At 60.7% G+C, this 17,491-nt stretch carries 16 protein-coding genes; 15 read left to right on the top strand and 1 reads right to left on the bottom strand.

Annotated features, from left to right (window positions below; translation table 11 throughout):
* Window positions 1-293 (bottom strand): hypothetical protein (locus ACIQ47_RS05560; protein WP_396437202.1); only part of this gene is annotated, 293 nt, incomplete at its 3' end.
* Here ACIQ47_RS05560 and dksA point away from each other — a divergent pair.
* From dksA to ftsA, 15 genes are all read left to right on the top strand, one after another.
* Window positions 292-969, top strand: coding sequence for an RNA polymerase-binding protein DksA (gene dksA, locus ACIQ47_RS05555; protein ID WP_396437201.1), 678 nt, complete (start codon window positions 292-294; stop codon window positions 967-969). The genes ACIQ47_RS05560 and dksA overlap by 2 nt on opposite strands.
* Window positions 970-1,306: 337 nt before the next feature.
* On the top strand, window positions 1,307-1,735 hold the full coding sequence (gene mraZ / locus ACIQ47_RS05550; RefSeq protein WP_108351518.1) for a division/cell wall cluster transcriptional repressor MraZ: 429 nt from the start codon (window positions 1,307-1,309) through the stop codon (window positions 1,733-1,735).
* Between the two features lie 5 nt (window positions 1,736-1,740).
* Window positions 1,741-2,670, top strand: coding sequence for a 16S rRNA (cytosine(1402)-N(4))-methyltransferase RsmH (gene rsmH / locus ACIQ47_RS05545; protein ID WP_396437200.1), 930 nt, complete (start codon window positions 1,741-1,743; stop codon window positions 2,668-2,670).
* Window positions 2,667-2,978 (top strand): cell division protein FtsL, encoded by a 312-nt coding sequence (ftsL, locus tag ACIQ47_RS05540; RefSeq protein ID WP_396437199.1) that lies wholly within the window; start codon window positions 2,667-2,669, stop codon window positions 2,976-2,978. Before rsmH ends, ftsL begins: the two co-directional genes overlap by 4 nt.
* Complete coding sequence (locus ACIQ47_RS05535; protein WP_396437198.1) at window positions 2,975-4,714, top strand: peptidoglycan D,D-transpeptidase FtsI family protein; 1,740 nt, start codon at window positions 2,975-2,977, stop codon at window positions 4,712-4,714. Before ftsL ends, ACIQ47_RS05535 begins: the two co-directional genes overlap by 4 nt.
* Window positions 4,714-6,246: a UDP-N-acetylmuramoyl-L-alanyl-D-glutamate--2,6-diaminopimelate ligase gene (locus ACIQ47_RS05530; protein WP_396437197.1), complete on the top strand. Its 1,533-nt coding sequence runs from the start codon at window positions 4,714-4,716 to the stop codon at window positions 6,244-6,246. The genes ACIQ47_RS05535 and ACIQ47_RS05530 overlap by 1 nt, the downstream gene beginning before the upstream one ends.
* A 14-nt stretch (window positions 6,247-6,260) precedes the next feature.
* Window positions 6,261-7,703, top strand: a complete 1,443-nt coding sequence (gene murF, locus ACIQ47_RS05525; RefSeq protein WP_396437196.1) for a UDP-N-acetylmuramoyl-tripeptide--D-alanyl-D-alanine ligase — start codon at window positions 6,261-6,263, stop codon at window positions 7,701-7,703.
* Window positions 7,693-8,871: a phospho-N-acetylmuramoyl-pentapeptide-transferase gene (gene mraY, locus ACIQ47_RS05520; RefSeq protein WP_396437195.1), complete on the top strand. Its 1,179-nt coding sequence runs from the start codon at window positions 7,693-7,695 to the stop codon at window positions 8,869-8,871. The genes murF and mraY overlap by 11 nt, the downstream gene beginning before the upstream one ends.
* A gap of 3 nt (window positions 8,872-8,874) precedes the next feature.
* A complete protein-coding gene (murD, locus tag ACIQ47_RS05515) occupies window positions 8,875-10,629 on the top strand; it encodes a UDP-N-acetylmuramoyl-L-alanine--D-glutamate ligase (protein WP_396437194.1) in 1,755 nt (584 codons plus the stop codon).
* Window positions 10,630-10,637: 8 nt separating this feature from the next.
* Window positions 10,638-11,927, top strand: a complete 1,290-nt coding sequence (ftsW, locus tag ACIQ47_RS05510; protein ID WP_396437193.1) for a putative lipid II flippase FtsW — start codon at window positions 10,638-10,640, stop codon at window positions 11,925-11,927.
* Window positions 11,924-12,994, top strand: a complete 1,071-nt coding sequence (gene murG / locus ACIQ47_RS05505; protein ID WP_396437192.1) for an undecaprenyldiphospho-muramoylpentapeptide beta-N-acetylglucosaminyltransferase — start codon at window positions 11,924-11,926, stop codon at window positions 12,992-12,994. Before ftsW ends, murG begins: the two co-directional genes overlap by 4 nt.
* The gene (gene murC, locus ACIQ47_RS05500) at window positions 12,991-14,427 is read left to right on the top strand and encodes a UDP-N-acetylmuramate--L-alanine ligase (RefSeq protein WP_396437191.1); all 1,437 of its coding nucleotides are present in this window, start codon (window positions 12,991-12,993) and stop codon (window positions 14,425-14,427) included. The genes murG and murC overlap by 4 nt, the downstream gene beginning before the upstream one ends.
* Complete coding sequence (locus ACIQ47_RS05495) at window positions 14,424-15,398, top strand: D-alanine--D-alanine ligase (RefSeq protein ID WP_396437190.1); 975 nt, start codon at window positions 14,424-14,426, stop codon at window positions 15,396-15,398. The genes murC and ACIQ47_RS05495 overlap by 4 nt, the downstream gene beginning before the upstream one ends.
* Window positions 15,395-16,183 (top strand): cell division protein FtsQ/DivIB, encoded by a 789-nt coding sequence (locus ACIQ47_RS05490; protein ID WP_396437189.1) that lies wholly within the window; start codon window positions 15,395-15,397, stop codon window positions 16,181-16,183. The genes ACIQ47_RS05495 and ACIQ47_RS05490 overlap by 4 nt, the downstream gene beginning before the upstream one ends.
* 40 nt (window positions 16,184-16,223) lie before the next feature.
* Window positions 16,224-17,453, top strand: coding sequence for a cell division protein FtsA (gene ftsA, locus ACIQ47_RS05485; RefSeq protein ID WP_293752639.1), 1,230 nt, complete (start codon window positions 16,224-16,226; stop codon window positions 17,451-17,453).
* Window positions 17,454-17,491: the final 38 nt, after the last annotated feature.

The following is a 17,491-nucleotide window of genomic DNA, read 5'->3' as shown; positions in this document are numbered from 1 at the left end:
GCCAAGGCAGCCCCGGCAAAGGCCAAGGCAGCCCCGGCAAAGGCCAAGGCAGTGCCTGCAAAGTCCAAAGTCTTGATGGCCAAAGCGGCAGACAAAACAGCTGCAAAGCCCAAGGCAACGCCTTCCAAGGCCAAGCCCACTTCAAAACCGGCCCTGCCTGTCAAGGCAGCGGTGGCCAAAACCGCAGCGGTCACATCTGCTGCAGCCAAGGCCACTGGAAAAGTCAGTCCTAACCAATCGTCTGCTGTCACCCAGGCTGTTCCGGCAGCCCAGACCCCCAAAGCGAAAAACATGAGCGTTACCAAAGTGGAAACTGTCACACCGCCGGTCGAATCAAAACCTGCCAACACCCCAGCTGCACCCGAGCAATTTGTTCGCGCCGCTCGGCCATCTGCCCGTTTGGCCCAAATTACCGTGCCCTCTTTGCCGCCAGCGGTGGCATCCACGGCGGCCAAGTCCAGTTTCTTGCCCAGTGCTGCGCCTGCGGTTGTCCCTGTTCCTTTTGCGCCCGTCAAGAAAGACCCCAAACTGGCCAACAACTGGAAGACCAAAAAAGTAGATGAACTGTCGGATGCTGAAATCCTCGCCATGTCAGACGACGAGTACATGAACGACAAGCAGATGGCGTACTACCGCCTGAAGCTGACCCGACTCAAGCAAGATATCCTGACCAGTGCAGGTCAAACCACCGAGCACCTGCGAGAAGACACGGTGGTGGTGCCCGACCCTGCTGACCGAGCCACCATTGAAGAAGAGCACGCCTTGGAGCTGCGAACGCGCGACCGCGAGCGCAAGCTGCTCAAGAAAATTGAGCAATCCATACAACGCATCGATGCGGGCGATTACGGTTTTTGCGATGAAACCGGTGAGGCCATCGGCGTTGGTCGCTTGTTGGCCCGTCCCACGGCCACTTTGTCGCTGGAAGCCCAACAGCGGCGCGAACTCAAGCAAAAAATGTTCGGCGACTGAGTTCCGAGGTGCCGATACAAACCCAAAAACCCCTGCCAAGGGGTTTTTTTATGGGCGGTTGGCCGAGCGTGATTCTTTTTTGAATTTACTGATTTTAAATTTTTTGAATTGATTGCGAGTTGAGATGTTACTTGCAGTGTGACGTGTAAGTGTTTAATTTAGAAAGAAAATCAGGTTCTTTCGGGATTTAAAATACGTGCTAAGCCTTTGATTTCATTGAAAAAAATCGATCCTGACCCATGGTCATCGCCTGATTTCCTGATACAGTGCAAAAAAGTGCAATTAAGTGGGAAATAATGCCACTGATGCATTTTTTCCACACCAAAGGGTCTTCGCCGTGTTTCAAGGGGCTTCATCGCTGAGTTTGGATGCCAAGGGGCGGCTGTCTGTGCCGACCCGGCACCGTGACGTTTTGAGCGCCACGGCACAGGGCCAGCTCACCATCACCAAGCACCCTCATGGTTGTTTGATGGTGTTCCCTCGCCCCGAGTGGGAGAAGTTCCGCGAACGCATTGCCCAGTTGCCCATGTCCGCCCAGTGGTGGAAGCGGATCTTTTTGGGCAACGCCATGGACGTCGAGATGGACGGCACAGGGCGCGTGCTGATCTCGCCCGAATTGCGCCAAGCGGCCGGCATCTCCAAAGACACCATGCTGCTGGGCATGGGCAACCATTTCGAGCTCTGGGACAAAACCACTTACGACGCGCAAGAAGCGCAGGCCATGCAAGGCGAAATGCCTGACGTGTTCAAAGACTTTTCTTTCTGAACGCCATGACCGACAACGTTTTGACTCACACCACCGTGCTCTTGAACGAAGCCGTGGACGAGTTGCTCCAGGCCTCTGCTGGGATCGATGGCGCTTATGTGGACGCCACTTTTGGCCGAGGCGGTCATTCGCGCCTGATTCTTTCCCGTCTGTCGGTCCGCGGTCGATTGTTGGCTTTTGACAAGGACCTCGAAGCCATTGCAGAAGCCGGTCACATCGAGGATGCGCGCTTTTCAATTCGGCACGAGGGTTTTTCGCACCTCGCTGAACTGCCCGCAGGCAGTGTCGATGGTGTGCTGATGGACCTGGGCATCAGCTCCCCCCAAATTGACAGCCCCGAGAGGGGTTTTTCTTTTCGTTTTGAATCTCCGCTCGACATGCGCATGGACACCACGCGCGGGCAGAGTGTGGCCGAATGGCTGGCCACCGCAGAAGTGGATCAAATCACGGAGGTGGTACGTGACTATGGCGAAGAACGGTTTGCTTTTCAGATTGCAAAGGCGCTTGTGGCTCGCCGACAAGAACGGGGCCCAATTTCAAGCACCTCAGATCTTGCCCAACTCGTGGCTGACACGGTCAAAACCCGCGAGCCGGGTCAGAACCCTGCAACGCGGACATTTCAGGCTTTTCGGATTTTCATCAATGCCGAACTTGAAGAGCTCGAACAGGCGCTAGAGGGCAGTTTGCGGGTGTTGACACCGGGCGGGCGCTTGGTGGTCATCAGTTTCCACTCGCTGGAAGACCGCATCGTCAAGCAGTTCATGGCCAAGCATTCCAAAGAGGTGGTGGATCGGCGTGTGCCCTTTGCCGAACCCGTCAAGATGCGACTGAAAACCCATGGCCGTGTGCGCCCCAGCGAGGGCGAAGTGCGTGGCAACCCGCGCTCGCGCAGCGCCATCATGCGCATGGCCGAGCGCACTGAGGTGCCCGCATGACCCGCGTGAGCCTGCTCTTGCTGGTGGCCACCGTGGTCAGCGCCCTGTGGTTGGTGCACAGCCACTACGAGTCTCGCCGCATGTTCATGGACATGGAGTCTGCACGCAAAGAGGCCAAGCGCATCGAGGTGGACCATGACCGGATGGAAGTCGAGCGCCGCGCCCAGGCCACGCCTTTGCGGGTGGAACAAATTGCCCGTCAGCAATTGAACATGCGCACGGCGTCTCCTGCCATTACCCAGTACGTCAATGCCCAGGGCGCAGCCATGGATGCTGCTTCTCTGCCAGCAGCGGGAGGCGCACAGTGAACCACAGCCGCAGCGTCCAGCTGACTTCCAGCCCATTGCTGGCCAGCAAGACCCCGGTCTGGCGCAGCAAGCTGATTGTGGCCGCCATGGCCTTGGGTTTTTTGGGCCTGGTGGGCCGGGCAGCCCATGTGCAGGTGATCGACAACGACTTTTTCCTGCGCCAAGGTGAGGTGCGTTTTGCCCGTACCCTCGAATTGCCCGCCAATCGTGGGCGCGTGCTCGACCGCAATGGTGTTTTGCTGGCGTCGAGCGTGCCGGCCCCCAGCATCTGGGCCAATCCGGAAGATCTGGAGCGTGACCCGGTCAAGCTGCGCCAATTGGCCCGCTTGTTGGAGATGACGCCTGCCCAGCTGGAGCACAAGCTCAAGGACGAAGAAAAGACCTTTGTTTGGCTGCGTCGCCAGATGGACGAACCCGTGGTCAAAGAAATTCGGGCGTTGGGCATCAAAGGTGTCTACGACATCAAGGAGTACAAGCGCCTGTATCCGGAGGGTGAAGCGGCTGCGCACATCGTGGGCTTTACCAATGTGGAAGACCAAGGCCAAGAGGGCGTGGAACTCATTTTTCAAAAGCAGCTGGCCGGTCAGGCCGGTTCACGCCGTGTGATCAAGGACCGGCTGGGTCGTGTGGTCGAAGCCGTGGGTGAAACCGTGCACCCGGTCGACGGCAAGGACCTGCAGCTGAGCATCGACAGCAAAGTCCAGTTTTATGCCTACCAGACCCTGCGCGATGCGGTCAAGGAGCACAAAGCCAAGGCGGGCAGCGTGGTGGTGCTGGATGCGCAGACCGGCGAAATCTTGGCACTGGCCAACTACCCCAGTTATTCGCCATCGCGGCGCGTCAACCTCAGCGGTGAGCAATTGCGCAACCGAGCCTTGACCGACAGCTTCGAGCCGGGCTCGACCATGAAGCCTTTCACGGTGGCCTTGGCCCTGGAGAAAGGCTTGGTCAAGCCCGAGACGATGATCCAGACGGCCCCTGGGCGCATCAACATCACCGGCTCGACCATCAGCGATGTGCACACCTACGGCATGCTGAGCGTGAACGAGGTGATCCAGAAGTCGAGCAACGTGGGCACCGTGAAGATGGCCATGCAGCTGGAGCCCCGCGAGATGTGGGAGATGTTCACCGAGTTGGGTTTCGGACAAAAACCCGCCTTGCCATTTCCTGGCGTGGTCGGCGGTCGTTTGCGGCCCTACAAATCCTGGCGGCCTATAGAGCAGGCCACCATGAGCTATGGCTATGGCGTGTCGGGCAGTTTGTTTCAGATGGCACGGGCCTACACCGTATTTGCGCGTGACGGCGAGATCGTGCCAGCCACCATGATGAAAGCCGAGCAACAGGTGCAGGGCACGCGTGTGATCAGCGTCGCCAACGCCAAAGCCATGCGCAAGATGCTGCAAATGGCAGCTGGGCCCGGCGGCACCGGACAAAAAGCCCAGACCATCGGTTATTCGGTGGGTGGCAAGTCGGGCACGGCCCGTAAGCAAGAAGGCAAGGGTTACGCCAGCAAAAAATACCGGGGCTTTTTCGTCGGCATCGCCCCGATCGAGCAGCCCCGCATCGTGGTGGCTGTGATGATCGATGAACCCTCCAACGGCGTCTACTACGGCGGTGCCGTGGCTGCGCCCGTGTTCAGCCAGACGGTTCAGCAATCCCTGCGCCTGATGGGCGTGCAGCCCGACATGGCGGTCAAGCCCCAGATCGTGGCCAAAGCGGTCGAGGAGTCGTTCTGATGCAGACCCTGCACAGCGCTCAGGAAGCGGCCCACTGGTTGCGCTCGCGCGTGTCGGGCGAGTTGCGGACCGACAGCCGATTGGTGCGGGAGGGTGATGGTTTCATTGCCTGGCCGGGTGCCGCCACCGATGGACGGCGTTATCTGGCGCAGGCCTTGGCGCAAGGCGCCCGTGCTTGCCTGATGGAAGAGGCCGGACACGCACCTTGGCTGAACGTTCTGCAGGACCCCGACCAAGAGAGCTTGGCCTGCATGCCCGACCTGAAGGCGCAAACCGCTTGGGTGGCTGACGCCTATTTTGAGCACCCCAGCCACGACTTGCAGGTGCTGGCGGTCACGGGCACCAACGGCAAAACATCGACGGCCTGGTGGTTGGCGCAGGCGCTGTCTTCGACCGTGCTTCAGAAAGTTTGCGGGCTGGTGGGCACCCTCGGCGTGGGCCGCTTGCCCCATCTGATCACCACCGGCATGACCACGCCCGACCCGGTGCTGCTGCAGCATCAGTTCCAGCAGTTCGCGGGCGACGGCGTGACGCACTGCGCCATTGAAGCCTCCTCCATCGGTCTGGCCGAGCACCGCTTGGATGGCACACACATCCGCGTGGCCGTGTTCACCAATTTCACCCAAGACCACCTGGATTACCACGGGGACATGGCCCGCTACTGGTCAGCCAAAGCCGCCTTGTTTGCTTGGCCCGGTTTGCAAGCAGCCGTCATCAACATCGACGATGCGCAAGGCGCTTTGCTGGCCCAGCAGTTGCAAAGCGGCTCGCTCGACGTTTGGACCTGCTCGCGTCGGGCTCCGGCCCGTCTGCAAGCGCGTGCCTTGACCAGCGGCCAAGGTTTGGCCTTTGATGTGATCGAAGGTGACACCGTTCAGACCTTGCACACCAGCCTGATCGGCGACTACAACATGGACAACCTGCTGGGCGTGATCGGCAGTTTGCGCGCCCTGGGTGTTGACTTGGCGCAAGCGGTGCAAGCCTGTGCGCAGCTGACGGCGGTACCTGGTCGCATGGAGCGCGTGTTCTTTGACGTGTCAGGTGCTCCAGCTGATGTGACAAGCCCCATGGTGGTTGTGGACTACGCCCACACGCCCGACGCCATTACCCAGGCCCTGGCCGCGCTGCGTTCGCAGGCGACGCTGCGTGGTGGTCGCCTGTGGTGTGTGCTGGGCTGTGGCGGTGACCGAGATGCCAGCAAGCGCCCCTTGATGGCGGCAGCCGCCGAAGCTGCGGCCGACCAGGTGGTGTTGACCAGCGACAACCCCCGCAGCGAATCACCTGAGGCCATTGTGGCCGCGATGGTCCAGGGCCTGAGCCGTCCTCAGTCGGTCCACATTCAACTGGACCGTGCCTTGGCGATTGCCGATACGGTGGCGCAGTCAGCGGCGCAAGACGTGGTCCTGGTGGCGGGCAAAGGCCACGAAAGCGAGCAGGAGATCCGGGACGTGCGCCACCCGTTTTCGGACGTTGCCCAAGCACAAACGGCTTTGCAGCAACGCGCTTTGCAACGGATGGGGGTTCACGCATGAACGTCCCTGAGTCCATGAAATTGAATTTGAATCTCGCCCTGGGCTGGTTGAGCCAAGCCCGTGGCGTGAATGTCCAAGGCGTGGTGGCCGACCGGGTGCATACCGACAGCCGCAGCCTGCAAGCGGGCGACTTGTTTGTGGCCTTGCGCGGTGAGCGTTTCGATGGCAACGACTTCATCGCCCAGGCCAAGGCGCAGGGCGCCGTGGCCGTGGTGTGCGAGGCCTCGGGTGAAGCGCTGGCGCTGGCGCAAGGCTTGCCTGCGCTGGTGGTGCCCGATGCACGCATCGCTTTGGGCGAGCTGGCCGCAGGCTGGCGTGCGCAGTTCAGTTTGCCGCTGATCGCCGTGACTGGCAGCAACGGCAAAACCACCGTGACGCAAATGATCGCGTCCATCTTGCGTGCCCATGCAGGGGATGACGCTTTGTCCACCCAGGGCAACTTGAACAACGACATTGGCGTGCCATTGACCTTGTTCAATTTGCGCGCCCACCACCGCATTGCCGTGGTCGAGTTGGGCATGAACCACCCCGGTGAGATCGCCTACTTGGCCAAACTGGCTCTGCCCAGTGTGGCCCTGGTCAACAACGCGCAGCGCGAGCACCAGGAGTTCATGGGCACGGTCGAAGCCGTGGCGCATGAAAACGGCGCTGTGCTGCAGGCCTTACCCCCTGGGGGCGTGGCGGTGTTTCCGGCTGACGAAGCATTTACGCCCGTGTGGCAAGGCCTGTCGGGCCAGCGTGTGCAGCGCTGCTTTGCCATGGCGTCTGCCCCAGACGCCCATGCCCTGGCCGAGGTGTTTGCGGCGGTCGTGGTCTGGCAGTCTGGAGCCTGGCAGTTCACCCTCAAAACACCCGAGGGCACCGCACCCATTCGCCTGCACATTGCAGGGCGGCACAACGTCAAAAACGCCTTGGCCGCCACGGCCTGCGCACTGGCCGCCGGCGTGCCTTTGGCCGCTGTGGCTCTGGGCTTGGTCGCCTTTGAGCCGGTCAAGGGTCGCTCGCGAGCGTTGGTGGTGCACACCGGCACAGACGAGATCACCTTGGTCGACGACACCTACAACGCCAACCCCGACTCGGTCCGCGCTGCCATCGACGTGCTGGCCGAGTTGCCCGCACCGCGTTTGCTGGTGTTGGGTGACATGGCTGAAGTGGGCCACCAAGGCCCTGAATTCCATGCCGAGGTCGGCCGCTACGCGGCCGAGCGCGGCATTGAGGCGCTGTATTGCCTGGGTGATTTGAGCGCGCACAGCGCACAGGCCTTCGGATCGACCCGACATTTTGGAGACATGGACAGCCTGTTGGCCAGCGTCACAGCCCATATGGGCCAGTTCCGCAGCGTGGTCGTCAAAGGTTCGCGCACCATGAAGATGGAGCGCGTGGTCCAGGCCTTGCAGTCAAGCAGCGCAGCCGACACGAAAAATCACAATAAAAAAGAGGAGCCCCATGCTGCTTAGCCTGGCCCAATGGTTGCAAACTTTGTCCCCAGAGTGGGGCTTTTTGCGTGTTTTCCAATACATCACGTTCCGCGCCGTGATGGCCGCAATGACTGCCTTGCTGATCGGCTTGGCCGCAGGCCCCTGGGTCATCCGCCGCTTGACCTCGCTCAAAATTGGGCAGCCCATTCGAGGCTACGGCATGGAGTCCCACCTGTCCAAAAGTGGCACCCCCACTATGGGCGGGGTGCTGATCTTGTTGTCGATCGCCATCGCCACCTTGCTGTGGTTTGACCTGTCCAATCGCTTTGTCTGGATCGTGCTGATCGTGACACTGGGCTTTGGGGCCATTGGTTGGGTGGACGATTGGCGCAAAGTGGTCAACAAAGATCCCGAAGGTATGCGTTCGAGCGAAAAGTATTTCTGGCAATCGGTCGTTGGTTTGCTGGCTGCGCTGTATTTGGTATTCAGCATTTCCGAAAGTTCCAATGCGCGGGTTCTGGACCTGTTTAGCCAGTGGGTCATGTCTGGTTTTGATGTGAACTTGCCGCCCAAGGCGGGTTTGCAGGTGCCCTTCTTCAAAGAGGTCAACTACCCTCTGGGCGTGCTGGGCTTTGTGGTCCTGACCTATCTGGTCATTGTGGGTTCCAGCAACGCGGTCAACCTGACCGATGGCCTGGACGGACTGGCCATCATGCCGGTGGTCATGGTGGGCTCGGCGTTGGGTGTGTTTGCCTATGTGACCGGCAGCGCGGTGTATTCCAAATACCTGTTTTTCCCGTACATCCCGGGTTCGGGCGAATTGCTGATCTTTTGCGCCGCCATGGCTGGCGCGGGCCTGGCATTTTTGTGGTTCAACACGCACCCGGCACAGGTGTTCATGGGCGACGTGGGTGCGCTGGCGCTGGGCGCAGCGCTGGGCACCATCGCGGTCATCGTGCGAGCGGAAATCGTGCTGGCCATCATGGGCGGCATCTTCGTGGTCGAGGCCTTGTCGGTGATGGCGCAGGTGACCTACTTCAAGTACACCAAGAAAAAATACGGTGAAGGCCGGCGCATCCTGAAGATGGCGCCGTTGCACCACCATTTTGAGAAAAGCGGCTGGAAAGAAACGCAAGTGGTTGTGCGTTTCTGGATCATCACCATGCTGCTGTGTCTGGTCGGCTTGTCGACCTTGAAGCTGAGGTAAGGCATGCAGCTGCAAGGTCAACACGTTCTGATTCTCGGTTTGGGTGCTTCGGGCTTGGCGATGGCCCGTTGGTGCGCGCAGATCGGTGCCGACGTGACTGTGGCCGACACCCGCGACACGCCGCCCCAGTTGGCCGCTTTGCAGGCTGAGTGGCCTGCCGTTCGCTTTGTACCGGGTCTCTTTGAGGCCAGTCTGGTCGATGGCACAACAGTGCGTGCGGTGTTTCGCAGCCCGGGCCTGGCCCCCGAGGTGGTGGCCCCCGTGGTGGATGCAGCCCGGGTCATGGGCCTGTGGCAAGGCGGTGAACTGAGTCTGTTTGCAGCGGGTTTGCAGGATCTGAAAACACGCTTCGGTTATGCACCTCAGGTGCTGGCGATCACCGGTACCAATGGCAAGACCACGGTGACGTCTCTGACTGGGCAGCTGGTGGCGCGTGCAGGCAAAACCGTGAAAGTGGCGGGCAACATTGGCCCCACCTTGCTCGACACATTGAGCGAAGCCATGGTGCAAGCGCAGGCAAAGGTCGAACAAGAAGTTGCCGAGCGCGCTGCTGCGGAAATGGAAAACGCCAATGGTGCCATCGAGCAGCCATCGGTGGCAGCAGCTCAGGATGCCCACATTTCAACGGCGTCGCAAGATGAGCCCTTGAACGAGGTGGCTCACCCAGATGCCACGCAGGCCAACGAGGACGACGAGACCGAGGCTGAACTGCCTCTGCCCGTTCCACCCGCCGTGCAGGACCCCATGGCCCAGGCGCTGCCCCAGGTGTGGGTGTTGGAGCTGTCGAGCTTTCAACTCGACAGCAGCGAGGGTTTTGAGCCGACCGCCGCGACGGTGCTCAACATTTCGCAAGACCACTTAGACTGGCACGGCAGCATGGCCGCCTATGCGGCTGCCAAAGCCCGTATTTTTGGGACTCAAGCGCTGATGGTGCTCAACCGCGAAGACCCGAAGGTCATGGCCATGCGGCCACAGCCTGTGCGTGTGAAATTGCAAAAACCTGTCGAGCGAACATGCGTGCAGTTTGGTGGTGACATGCCCCAACGCCCAGGGGATTTCGGCATTGAAGTGACGCACGGCATGACTTGGTTGGTGCGGGCCTTGGAGGCCGACGAAACACGCCGCCGCCGCAAGGACGCTGAAGAAGAGCTGCACATTCAACGCCTGATGCCCGCCGATGCTTTGCGCATCCGGGGTCGGCACAACGCGGTCAATGCGCTCTCTGCGCTTGCCCTGGCCAGCAGCGCTGGTTGCGCTCTGGGCCCCATGCTCTATGGATTGCGCGAATACCGGGGCGAGCCGCACCGTGTCGAGTCGGTGGCCATCGTGCATGAAGTGGAATTTTTTGACGACAGCAAGGGCACCAATGTGGGCGCCACCGTGGCTGCCTTGCAAGGCTTGGGTGCAGATCGCCGTGTGGTGATCATTTTGGGTGGCGAAGGCAAGGGCCAAGACTTCACGCCCTTGGCCGAACCCGTCAAGCGCTTTGCCCGTGGTGTGGTCTTGATCGGCCGCGACGCCCCCGTCATCCGCGAAGCACTGCAAGGCACGGGTGTGGCCATGCACGACGCCACCGACATGCATGACGCCGTCGTTCAAGCTGCGGCCATGGCCCGCAGCGGCGATGCGGTCTTGATGTCGCCCGCATGCGCGAGCTTTGACATGTTTGACAACTACGGCCACCGCGCCCAAGTGTTTGTCCAGGCCGTGGCCAGCTTGGCCGAAGCGGCGGGTGTGGCCATGGAGGGCGTGCTGTGAGCGAAGCCATGACAGTCCCGCAACGCCTGCAACAGTCGGCTGCTGGCCTGCTCCAGCGCGTCACAGGCGGGTTGCTCGGGGGCACGTGGTCGGTTTCGCAAGGTTTGCCTGTCAATTTGGGTGATTACGGCGTGGGCGGTCGCGTCAACGGTCGCCCCGCCCGCATACAAAGCGTGGACCAGGCCTTGGTCTGGGTGGCGGTGGCTTTGCTGCTGTGGGGCATGGTGATGGTGTATTCAGCCTCGATTGCGATGCCGGACAACCCGCGTTTTTCTCGCTATAGCCATACCCATTTCCTTTTCCGCCATGTGATCTCCATGGTGGTGGGCTGCATCATGGCCTTGCTGGTTTTTCAGGTGCGCATGGAGACCTGGGAAAAAGCGGCTCGCCCTTTGTTCGTGTTCTCACTGGTGTTGCTGGCGGTGGTGCTGATTCCCTTCATTGGCAAGGGCGTGAACGGTGCACGCCGCTGGATTTCGTTTGGGGTGCTCAATTTCCAGCCTTCCGAGTTGGCCAAGTTGGCAACCATCATCTATGCCGCCGATTACATGGTGCGAAAGATGGATGTGAAGGAGAAATTCTTCAAGGCGGTGTTGCCCATGGGAGCGGCCATTGGATTGGCGGGGGTGTTCTTGCTGGCCGAGCCGGACATGGGTGCGTTCATGGTGATCGCCACCATCGCCATGGGCATCTTGTTCCTGGGCGGTGTGAATGCCCGAATGTTCTTCCTGATCCTGGGGATTTTGATCCTGGCTTTTGTGGTCATGATTGCCGAGTCGCCCTGGCGGCGTGAGCGAATATTTGCCTACCTCGACCCCTTCAGCGCCGAGCATGCTCTGGGCAAAGGCTACCAGCTGACGCACTCGTTGATCGCCATTGGTCGGGGTGAGGTGTGGGGTGTGGGCTTGGGCGGCAGCGTCGAAAAATTACACTGGTTGCCCGAGGCGCATACCGACTTTTTGCTGGCCGTGATCGGTGAAGAGTTTGGCCTGGTGGGCGTGACACTGGTCATCGGCCTGTTCCTGTGGCTCAGCCGCCGCATCATGGTGATTGGGCGGCAGGCCATTGCACTGGAAAAAGTATTTTCCGGCCTGGTCGCGCAAGGCGTGGGCATCTGGATTGGATTTCAAGCCTTCATCAACATGGGTGTGAACCTGGGGGCCTTGCCCACCAAGGGTCTGACGCTGCCCCTGATGAGCTATGGCGGCTCGGCCATCATGATGAACCTGATCGCGATTGCCATCGTGCTGCGCATTGACGCAGAAAACAAACAAATGATGCGGGGAGGGCGGCCATGACGGACACGCGCAAAACCGCTTTGGTGATGGCCGGTGGCACAGGCGGGCACATTTTTCCGGGCTTGGCCGTGGCCGAAGCCTTGCGCGAAGCCGGCTGGCGCGTGCATTGGCTGGGCGCACCAGACAGCATGGAAAGTCAGTTGGTGCCGCCGCGCGGTTTCGCCTTCGAGCCAGTGGCATTTGGCGGTGTGCGAGGCAAAGGCATTCAGACCCTGGCGCTGCTGCCGCTGCGCTTGCTGCGCGCTTTTTGGCAAAGCCTGCAGGTGGTTCGCCGCGTCAAGCCCGATGTGGTGCTGGGCCTGGGCGGTTACATCACTTTCCCAGGCGGCATGATGGCCAGCCTGTGGAGCAAGCCTTTGGTGCTGCACGAGCAAAACTCGGTGGCCGGCCTGGCCAACAAGGTGCTGGCGCAACTGGCCGACCGGGTGTTCACCGCATTCCCCGGCGTCTTCAAAACCGGGCAATGGGTGGGTAACCCCCTTCGCCGCGCATTCACTGAACAAGCCACGCCCGCTGAACGCTTTGCCGGCCGCAGTGGTCCCTTGCGCGTGTTGGTGGTGGGTGGCAGCTTGGGCGCCAAGGCCTTGAACGACATCGTGCCCCAAGCTTTGGCCTTGATGCCAGAGAGCACACGCCCGCAGGTGATCCACCAAAGCGGGGCCAAGCAAATTGAGGCGCTTCGGGCCAACTACGCGAATGCTGGCGTGCAGGCCGAATTGACCCCGTTCATCGACGATACGGCCAGCGCCTTCGCACAGGCCGACCTGGTGATCTGCCGCGCTGGTGCCAGCACCGTGACCGAGCTGGCGTCGGTGGGCGTGGCGGCCTTGTACGTGCCGTTTCCGTTTGCGGTGGACGACCACCAAACCACCAATGCGCAGTTTTTGGTGGCCTCGGGTGGTGGCTGGCTGGCGCCTCAGGCCGAGTTGACCGCGCAGAACCTGGCCGAGCGCCTGAAGGCCTTGAGCCGCGACACCTTGCTGGACGTGGCGCAAAAAGCCCACGCACAGAAAAAAACAAATGCAACCAAGGAGGTTGTGATGGCTTGTGAGGAGTTGGCGGCATGAAACATGCCATCCGAAAAATTCATTTCATCGGCGTGGGCGGCTCGGGCATGAGCGGCATTGCCGAAGTGTTGCTCAATTTGGGTTACCAGATTTCAGGCTCCGATTTGTCCGACAGCGCCACGTTGCAGCGTCTGGCGGCTTTGGGCATTCACACGCATGTGGGCCACAGCGCTGAAAACGTCCAAGACGCCGATGCCGTGGTCACATCGACCGCCGTGAAAGCCGACAACCCCGAGGTGCTGGCCGCACGTGCGCGCCACATCCCCATCGTGCCGCGGGCTGTGATGCTGGCTGAGCTGATGCGCATGAAGCAGGGTGTGGCCATCGCGGGCACGCACGGCAAAACCACCACCACCAGCCTGGTGGCCAGTGTGTTGGCCGAGGCCGGGCTGGACCCGACCTTCGTGATTGGCGGGCGCTTGAACAGCGCGGGTGCCAATGCCAAGCTGGGCACGGGTGAGTACATCGTGGTCGAAGCCGATGAATCCGATGCTTCTTTCTTGAACCTGTTGCCCGTGATGGCGGTGGTGACCAACATCGACGCCGACCACATGGAAACCTATGGTCACGACCTGGCCAAGCTCAAGGCCGCCTTTGTCGAGTTTTTGCACCGCATGCCTTTTTACGGCACGGCCATTGTGTGCTCGGATGATTCTGGCGTGCAGTCCATCGTGGACAACATCGCTCGCCCTGTGACCACTTATGGCCTGAACGAGGGTGCGCAAGTGCGTGCGATGGATGTGCGTGCCCAAAACGGTCAAATGCACTTCACGGTGCAAAGGCGCAATGGCGTGAGTTTGCCGGACCTGCCCATCGTGCTCAATTTACCCGGCGTGCACAACGTCCTCAATGCGCTTGCCGCCATTTCAGTGGCGGTCGAGCTGGGTGTGGACGATGCTGCGGTGCAACGCGCACTGGCCCAGTTCAAGGGCGTGGGTCGACGCTTCCAGCGTTATGGCGATGTGGCCACGGCCGACGGCCAAGGGCGCTTCACCGTCATCGACGATTACGGACACCACCCGGTCGAGATGGCCGCCACATTGGCTGCAGCACGCGGTGCTTTCCCGGGCCGCCGTTTGGTGCTGGCTTTTCAGCCGCACCGCTACAGCCGCACGCGGGACTGTTTTGAAGATTTCGTCAAGGTCATTGGCCAAGGCTGCGACAGCGTGCTGCTGTCGGAGGTATACGCCGCAGGCGAAGCACCCATCGTGGCCGCCGATGGCCGTTCGCTGGCCCGGGCGTTGCGCATCGCTGGCAAGGTCGAACCCGTGTTTGTCGACCAGATTGCCGACATGCCCCAGGCCGTGATGAACAACGCCCGTGATGGCGATGTGCTCATTTGCATGGGGGCAGGCTCCATTGGTGCAACCCCGGCGCAGGTGGTGGCCTTGGGCGGCCACGTCAAAGATGCGGCCAAAGAGGTGATTGCATGACACAGAACGCCAAGCAGACGAACATGGGCAAAGTGGCTGTGCTGATGGGCGGACGCTCGGCCGAGCGCGAAGTCTCCCTCATGTCGGGCCAGGGCGTGCTCCAGGCCTTGCTGTCTGCAGGCGCAGACGCGCATGCTTTTGACCCGGCCGAGCGCGAGCTGAGTGAACTCAAAAAAGAGGGCTTCCAGCGCTGCTTCATCGCTTTGCACGGCCGCTTTGGCGAAGACGGCACGGTGCAAGGCGCATTGGAATTGATGGGCATTCCCTACACCGGCTCGGGTGTGATGGCGTCGAGTATCGCCATGGACAAGGTCATGACCAAGCGGGTCTGGCAGGCAGAAGGTTTGCCGGTGCCACGCCATGTGCTGGTGCATCCCGCGCAAATCGACAGCTTGTCGGCCGAAGACCTCATTCAGACCTTGGGTCTGCCTTTGATCGTCAAGCCCGCACGCGAAGGCTCGTCCATTGGCGTGAGCAAGGTGGTGCGGGCCGAAGACCTGCATGCGGCTTTGCACGCAGCGGCCGCTTGCGACCATGACATCCTGTGCGAGCAGTGCATCGTGGGTGACGAGGTCACCTGCCCCGTGCTGGGTACAGGCCAGGATGCCCGCGCCTTGCCGGTGATTCTCATCGTGGCCCCCGAGGGCAATTACGACTACCAAAACAAGTACTTCACCGACGACACGCAATACCTGGTGCCCTGCGGGTTGCCTGCACAGGAAGAAGCCGCCATTCAGGCTTTGGTGCGACGCGCTTACCAAGCCCTGGGCTGCAGGGGTTGGGGTCGCATCGACGTGATGATCGATGGTGCCACGCGCCAGCCCTATTTGCTGGAAATCAACACCTCGCCCGGCATGACCGGTCATTCGCTGGTGCCCATGTCGGCAGCGGCCGATGGCATGCCCTACGAGGTGCTGTGTTGCCATTTGCTGGCCTCTGCCGCATTGGACTATGAGGGAGCCACTGCATGAAAACCCCCATGCCCTTGCCCGCCGATGTCCGGCTCATGAACATGGCCACAGCTTTGCTGTTGGTTGCGTTTGTGCTGCTGACATTGGGCGGATGGGCATGGTGGCTCATTCGCCACCCAGGCTTTGCATTGCAGACGATCACCGTGCAAGGCGAGGTGAGCCGCAACAACGCGTTTGCCTTCCGCACGCAAGTTCTGCCCAAAATGGAAGGCAATTTTTTCACCATCGATCTGGCCAAGACGCAGCAGGCATTTGAGGCGGTGCCTTGGGTCCGGGTTGCGGTGGTGCACCGCGATTTCCCCAACCGTTTGCGGGCGGTCTTGTTGGAGCACCGGCCCATGGCCCTGTGGGGTAATGAAGATGCAGGTACTTTGATCAACGAACAAGGCCAGGTGTTTGAAGCCACTTTGGACGATGCTGATGCTGAACGTCTGCCGCGCATGAAGGGCCCCGTTGCCGAGTCCCAGACCGTGGCCAGTATGTACTTGGCTTTGAGCCCTCGCTTTCAGGCGCTGGACATGGAGATCGACCTGCTGGAGCTGACCCCCCGTGGCAGTTGGCGGGTTCAAACCAAACAGGGTGCCCAGATCGAGCTGGGCCGTGGCAACCGCACTGAAATAGTACAAAGGCTGGACGTTTTTTTGACAACGTTGAAGCAGGTGACCGCTCGTTATGGGCGAGGTGCTTCAGCTGTAGCCAGTGCGGATCTGCGGCACAAAGATGCTTATGCCTTGCGCTTGCACGGTGTGAGCACGGTGGATGCGGCCAACAACAAAAAACCTTGAGCGATCAAGGCGCAGGAATCAAACGAAAACGGTGGTAAACATGGCAAAAGAGTACAAAGATTTGGTTGTTGGCCTGGACATCGGAACGTCCAAGGTCATGGCCGTGGTGGCCGAGGTGATGGCCGACGGCCAGCTCAAGATTGCCGGGCTGGGCATCGCGCCTGGCAATGGGCTCAAGCGTGGCGTGGTGGTCAACATCGACGCCACGGTGCAAAGCATCCAGCAGGCGCTCAAAGAAGCCGAGTTGATGGCCGACTGCAAGATCACCCGTGTGAACGTGGGCATCACGGGCAGTCACATTCGGGGCATCAACTCCAGTGGCATGGTGGCCATCAAGGACAAGGAAGTCACCCAAGCCGATCTGGCCCGCGTGATGGAGACGGCGCGTGCCATCAACATCTCCAGCGACCAGCGGCTGCTGCTGGTGGCCCCTCAGGAATTCGTGATCGACAGCCAGGAGGTCAAGGAGCCCATCGGCATGAGTGGCATGCGCCTGGAAGCCAAAGTGCACATCGTCACGGGCGCACAAAGTGCGGCAGAAAACATCATCAAGTGCGTGCGCCGCTGCGGGCTTGAAGTAGACCAACTGCTGCTCAACCCCCAGTCTTCGAGCCTGGCCGTGTTGTCTGAAGACGAACGCGAGCTGGGCGTGGTGTGTGTGGACATCGGCGCTGGGACCACCGATGTGGCCATCTTTGCCAACGGCTCGATTCGCCACACCGCCGTCATACCGATCGCAGGTGACCTGATCACCAGCGACATTGCCATGGCCTTGCGCACGCCCACGAAAGATGCTGAAGACATCAAGGTTGAAAGCGGCAATGCCAAACAGCTGCTGGCCGACCCGGATGCACAGGTGGAAGTGCCGGGTCTGGGTGATCGGGGGCCACGCATGCTCAGTCGACAGGCCCTGGCCGGCGTGATCGAGCCGCGCATTGAGGAAATTTTCTCGCTGGTGCACCAGGTCATCCGCGAGTCGGGTTACGAAGAAGTGCTGTCCTCGGGCATCGTGCTCACGGGCGGCAGCGCGGTGATGCCGGGCATGATCGAATTGGGCGAGGACATCTTCCTCAAGCCAGTGCGCCGGGGCCTGCCCAAGTATTCCGGGGGGCTGGCCGACATGGTCAGTCAGCCGCGTGCAGCGACTGTGATGGGTCTGCTGGAAGAGGCCCGTTTGGCCCGCCTGCGCGGCTACAAGGTGACCCAAAAGAAGAGTTCGGTGAACAACGCTTTTGGCCGATTCAAAGACTTCATTGTGGGGAACTTCTGATGAGCTGGACCCAAATTTATCAGGCCAGAAGCAGCCCA

This window comes from Limnohabitans sp. (assembly GCF_044373035.1).
GTDB lineage: Bacteria > Pseudomonadota > Gammaproteobacteria > Burkholderiales > Burkholderiaceae_C > Limnohabitans_A.
Note: the sequence above shows the minus strand (reverse complement) of the source record. Positions and strands in the feature narration are given on the sequence as shown.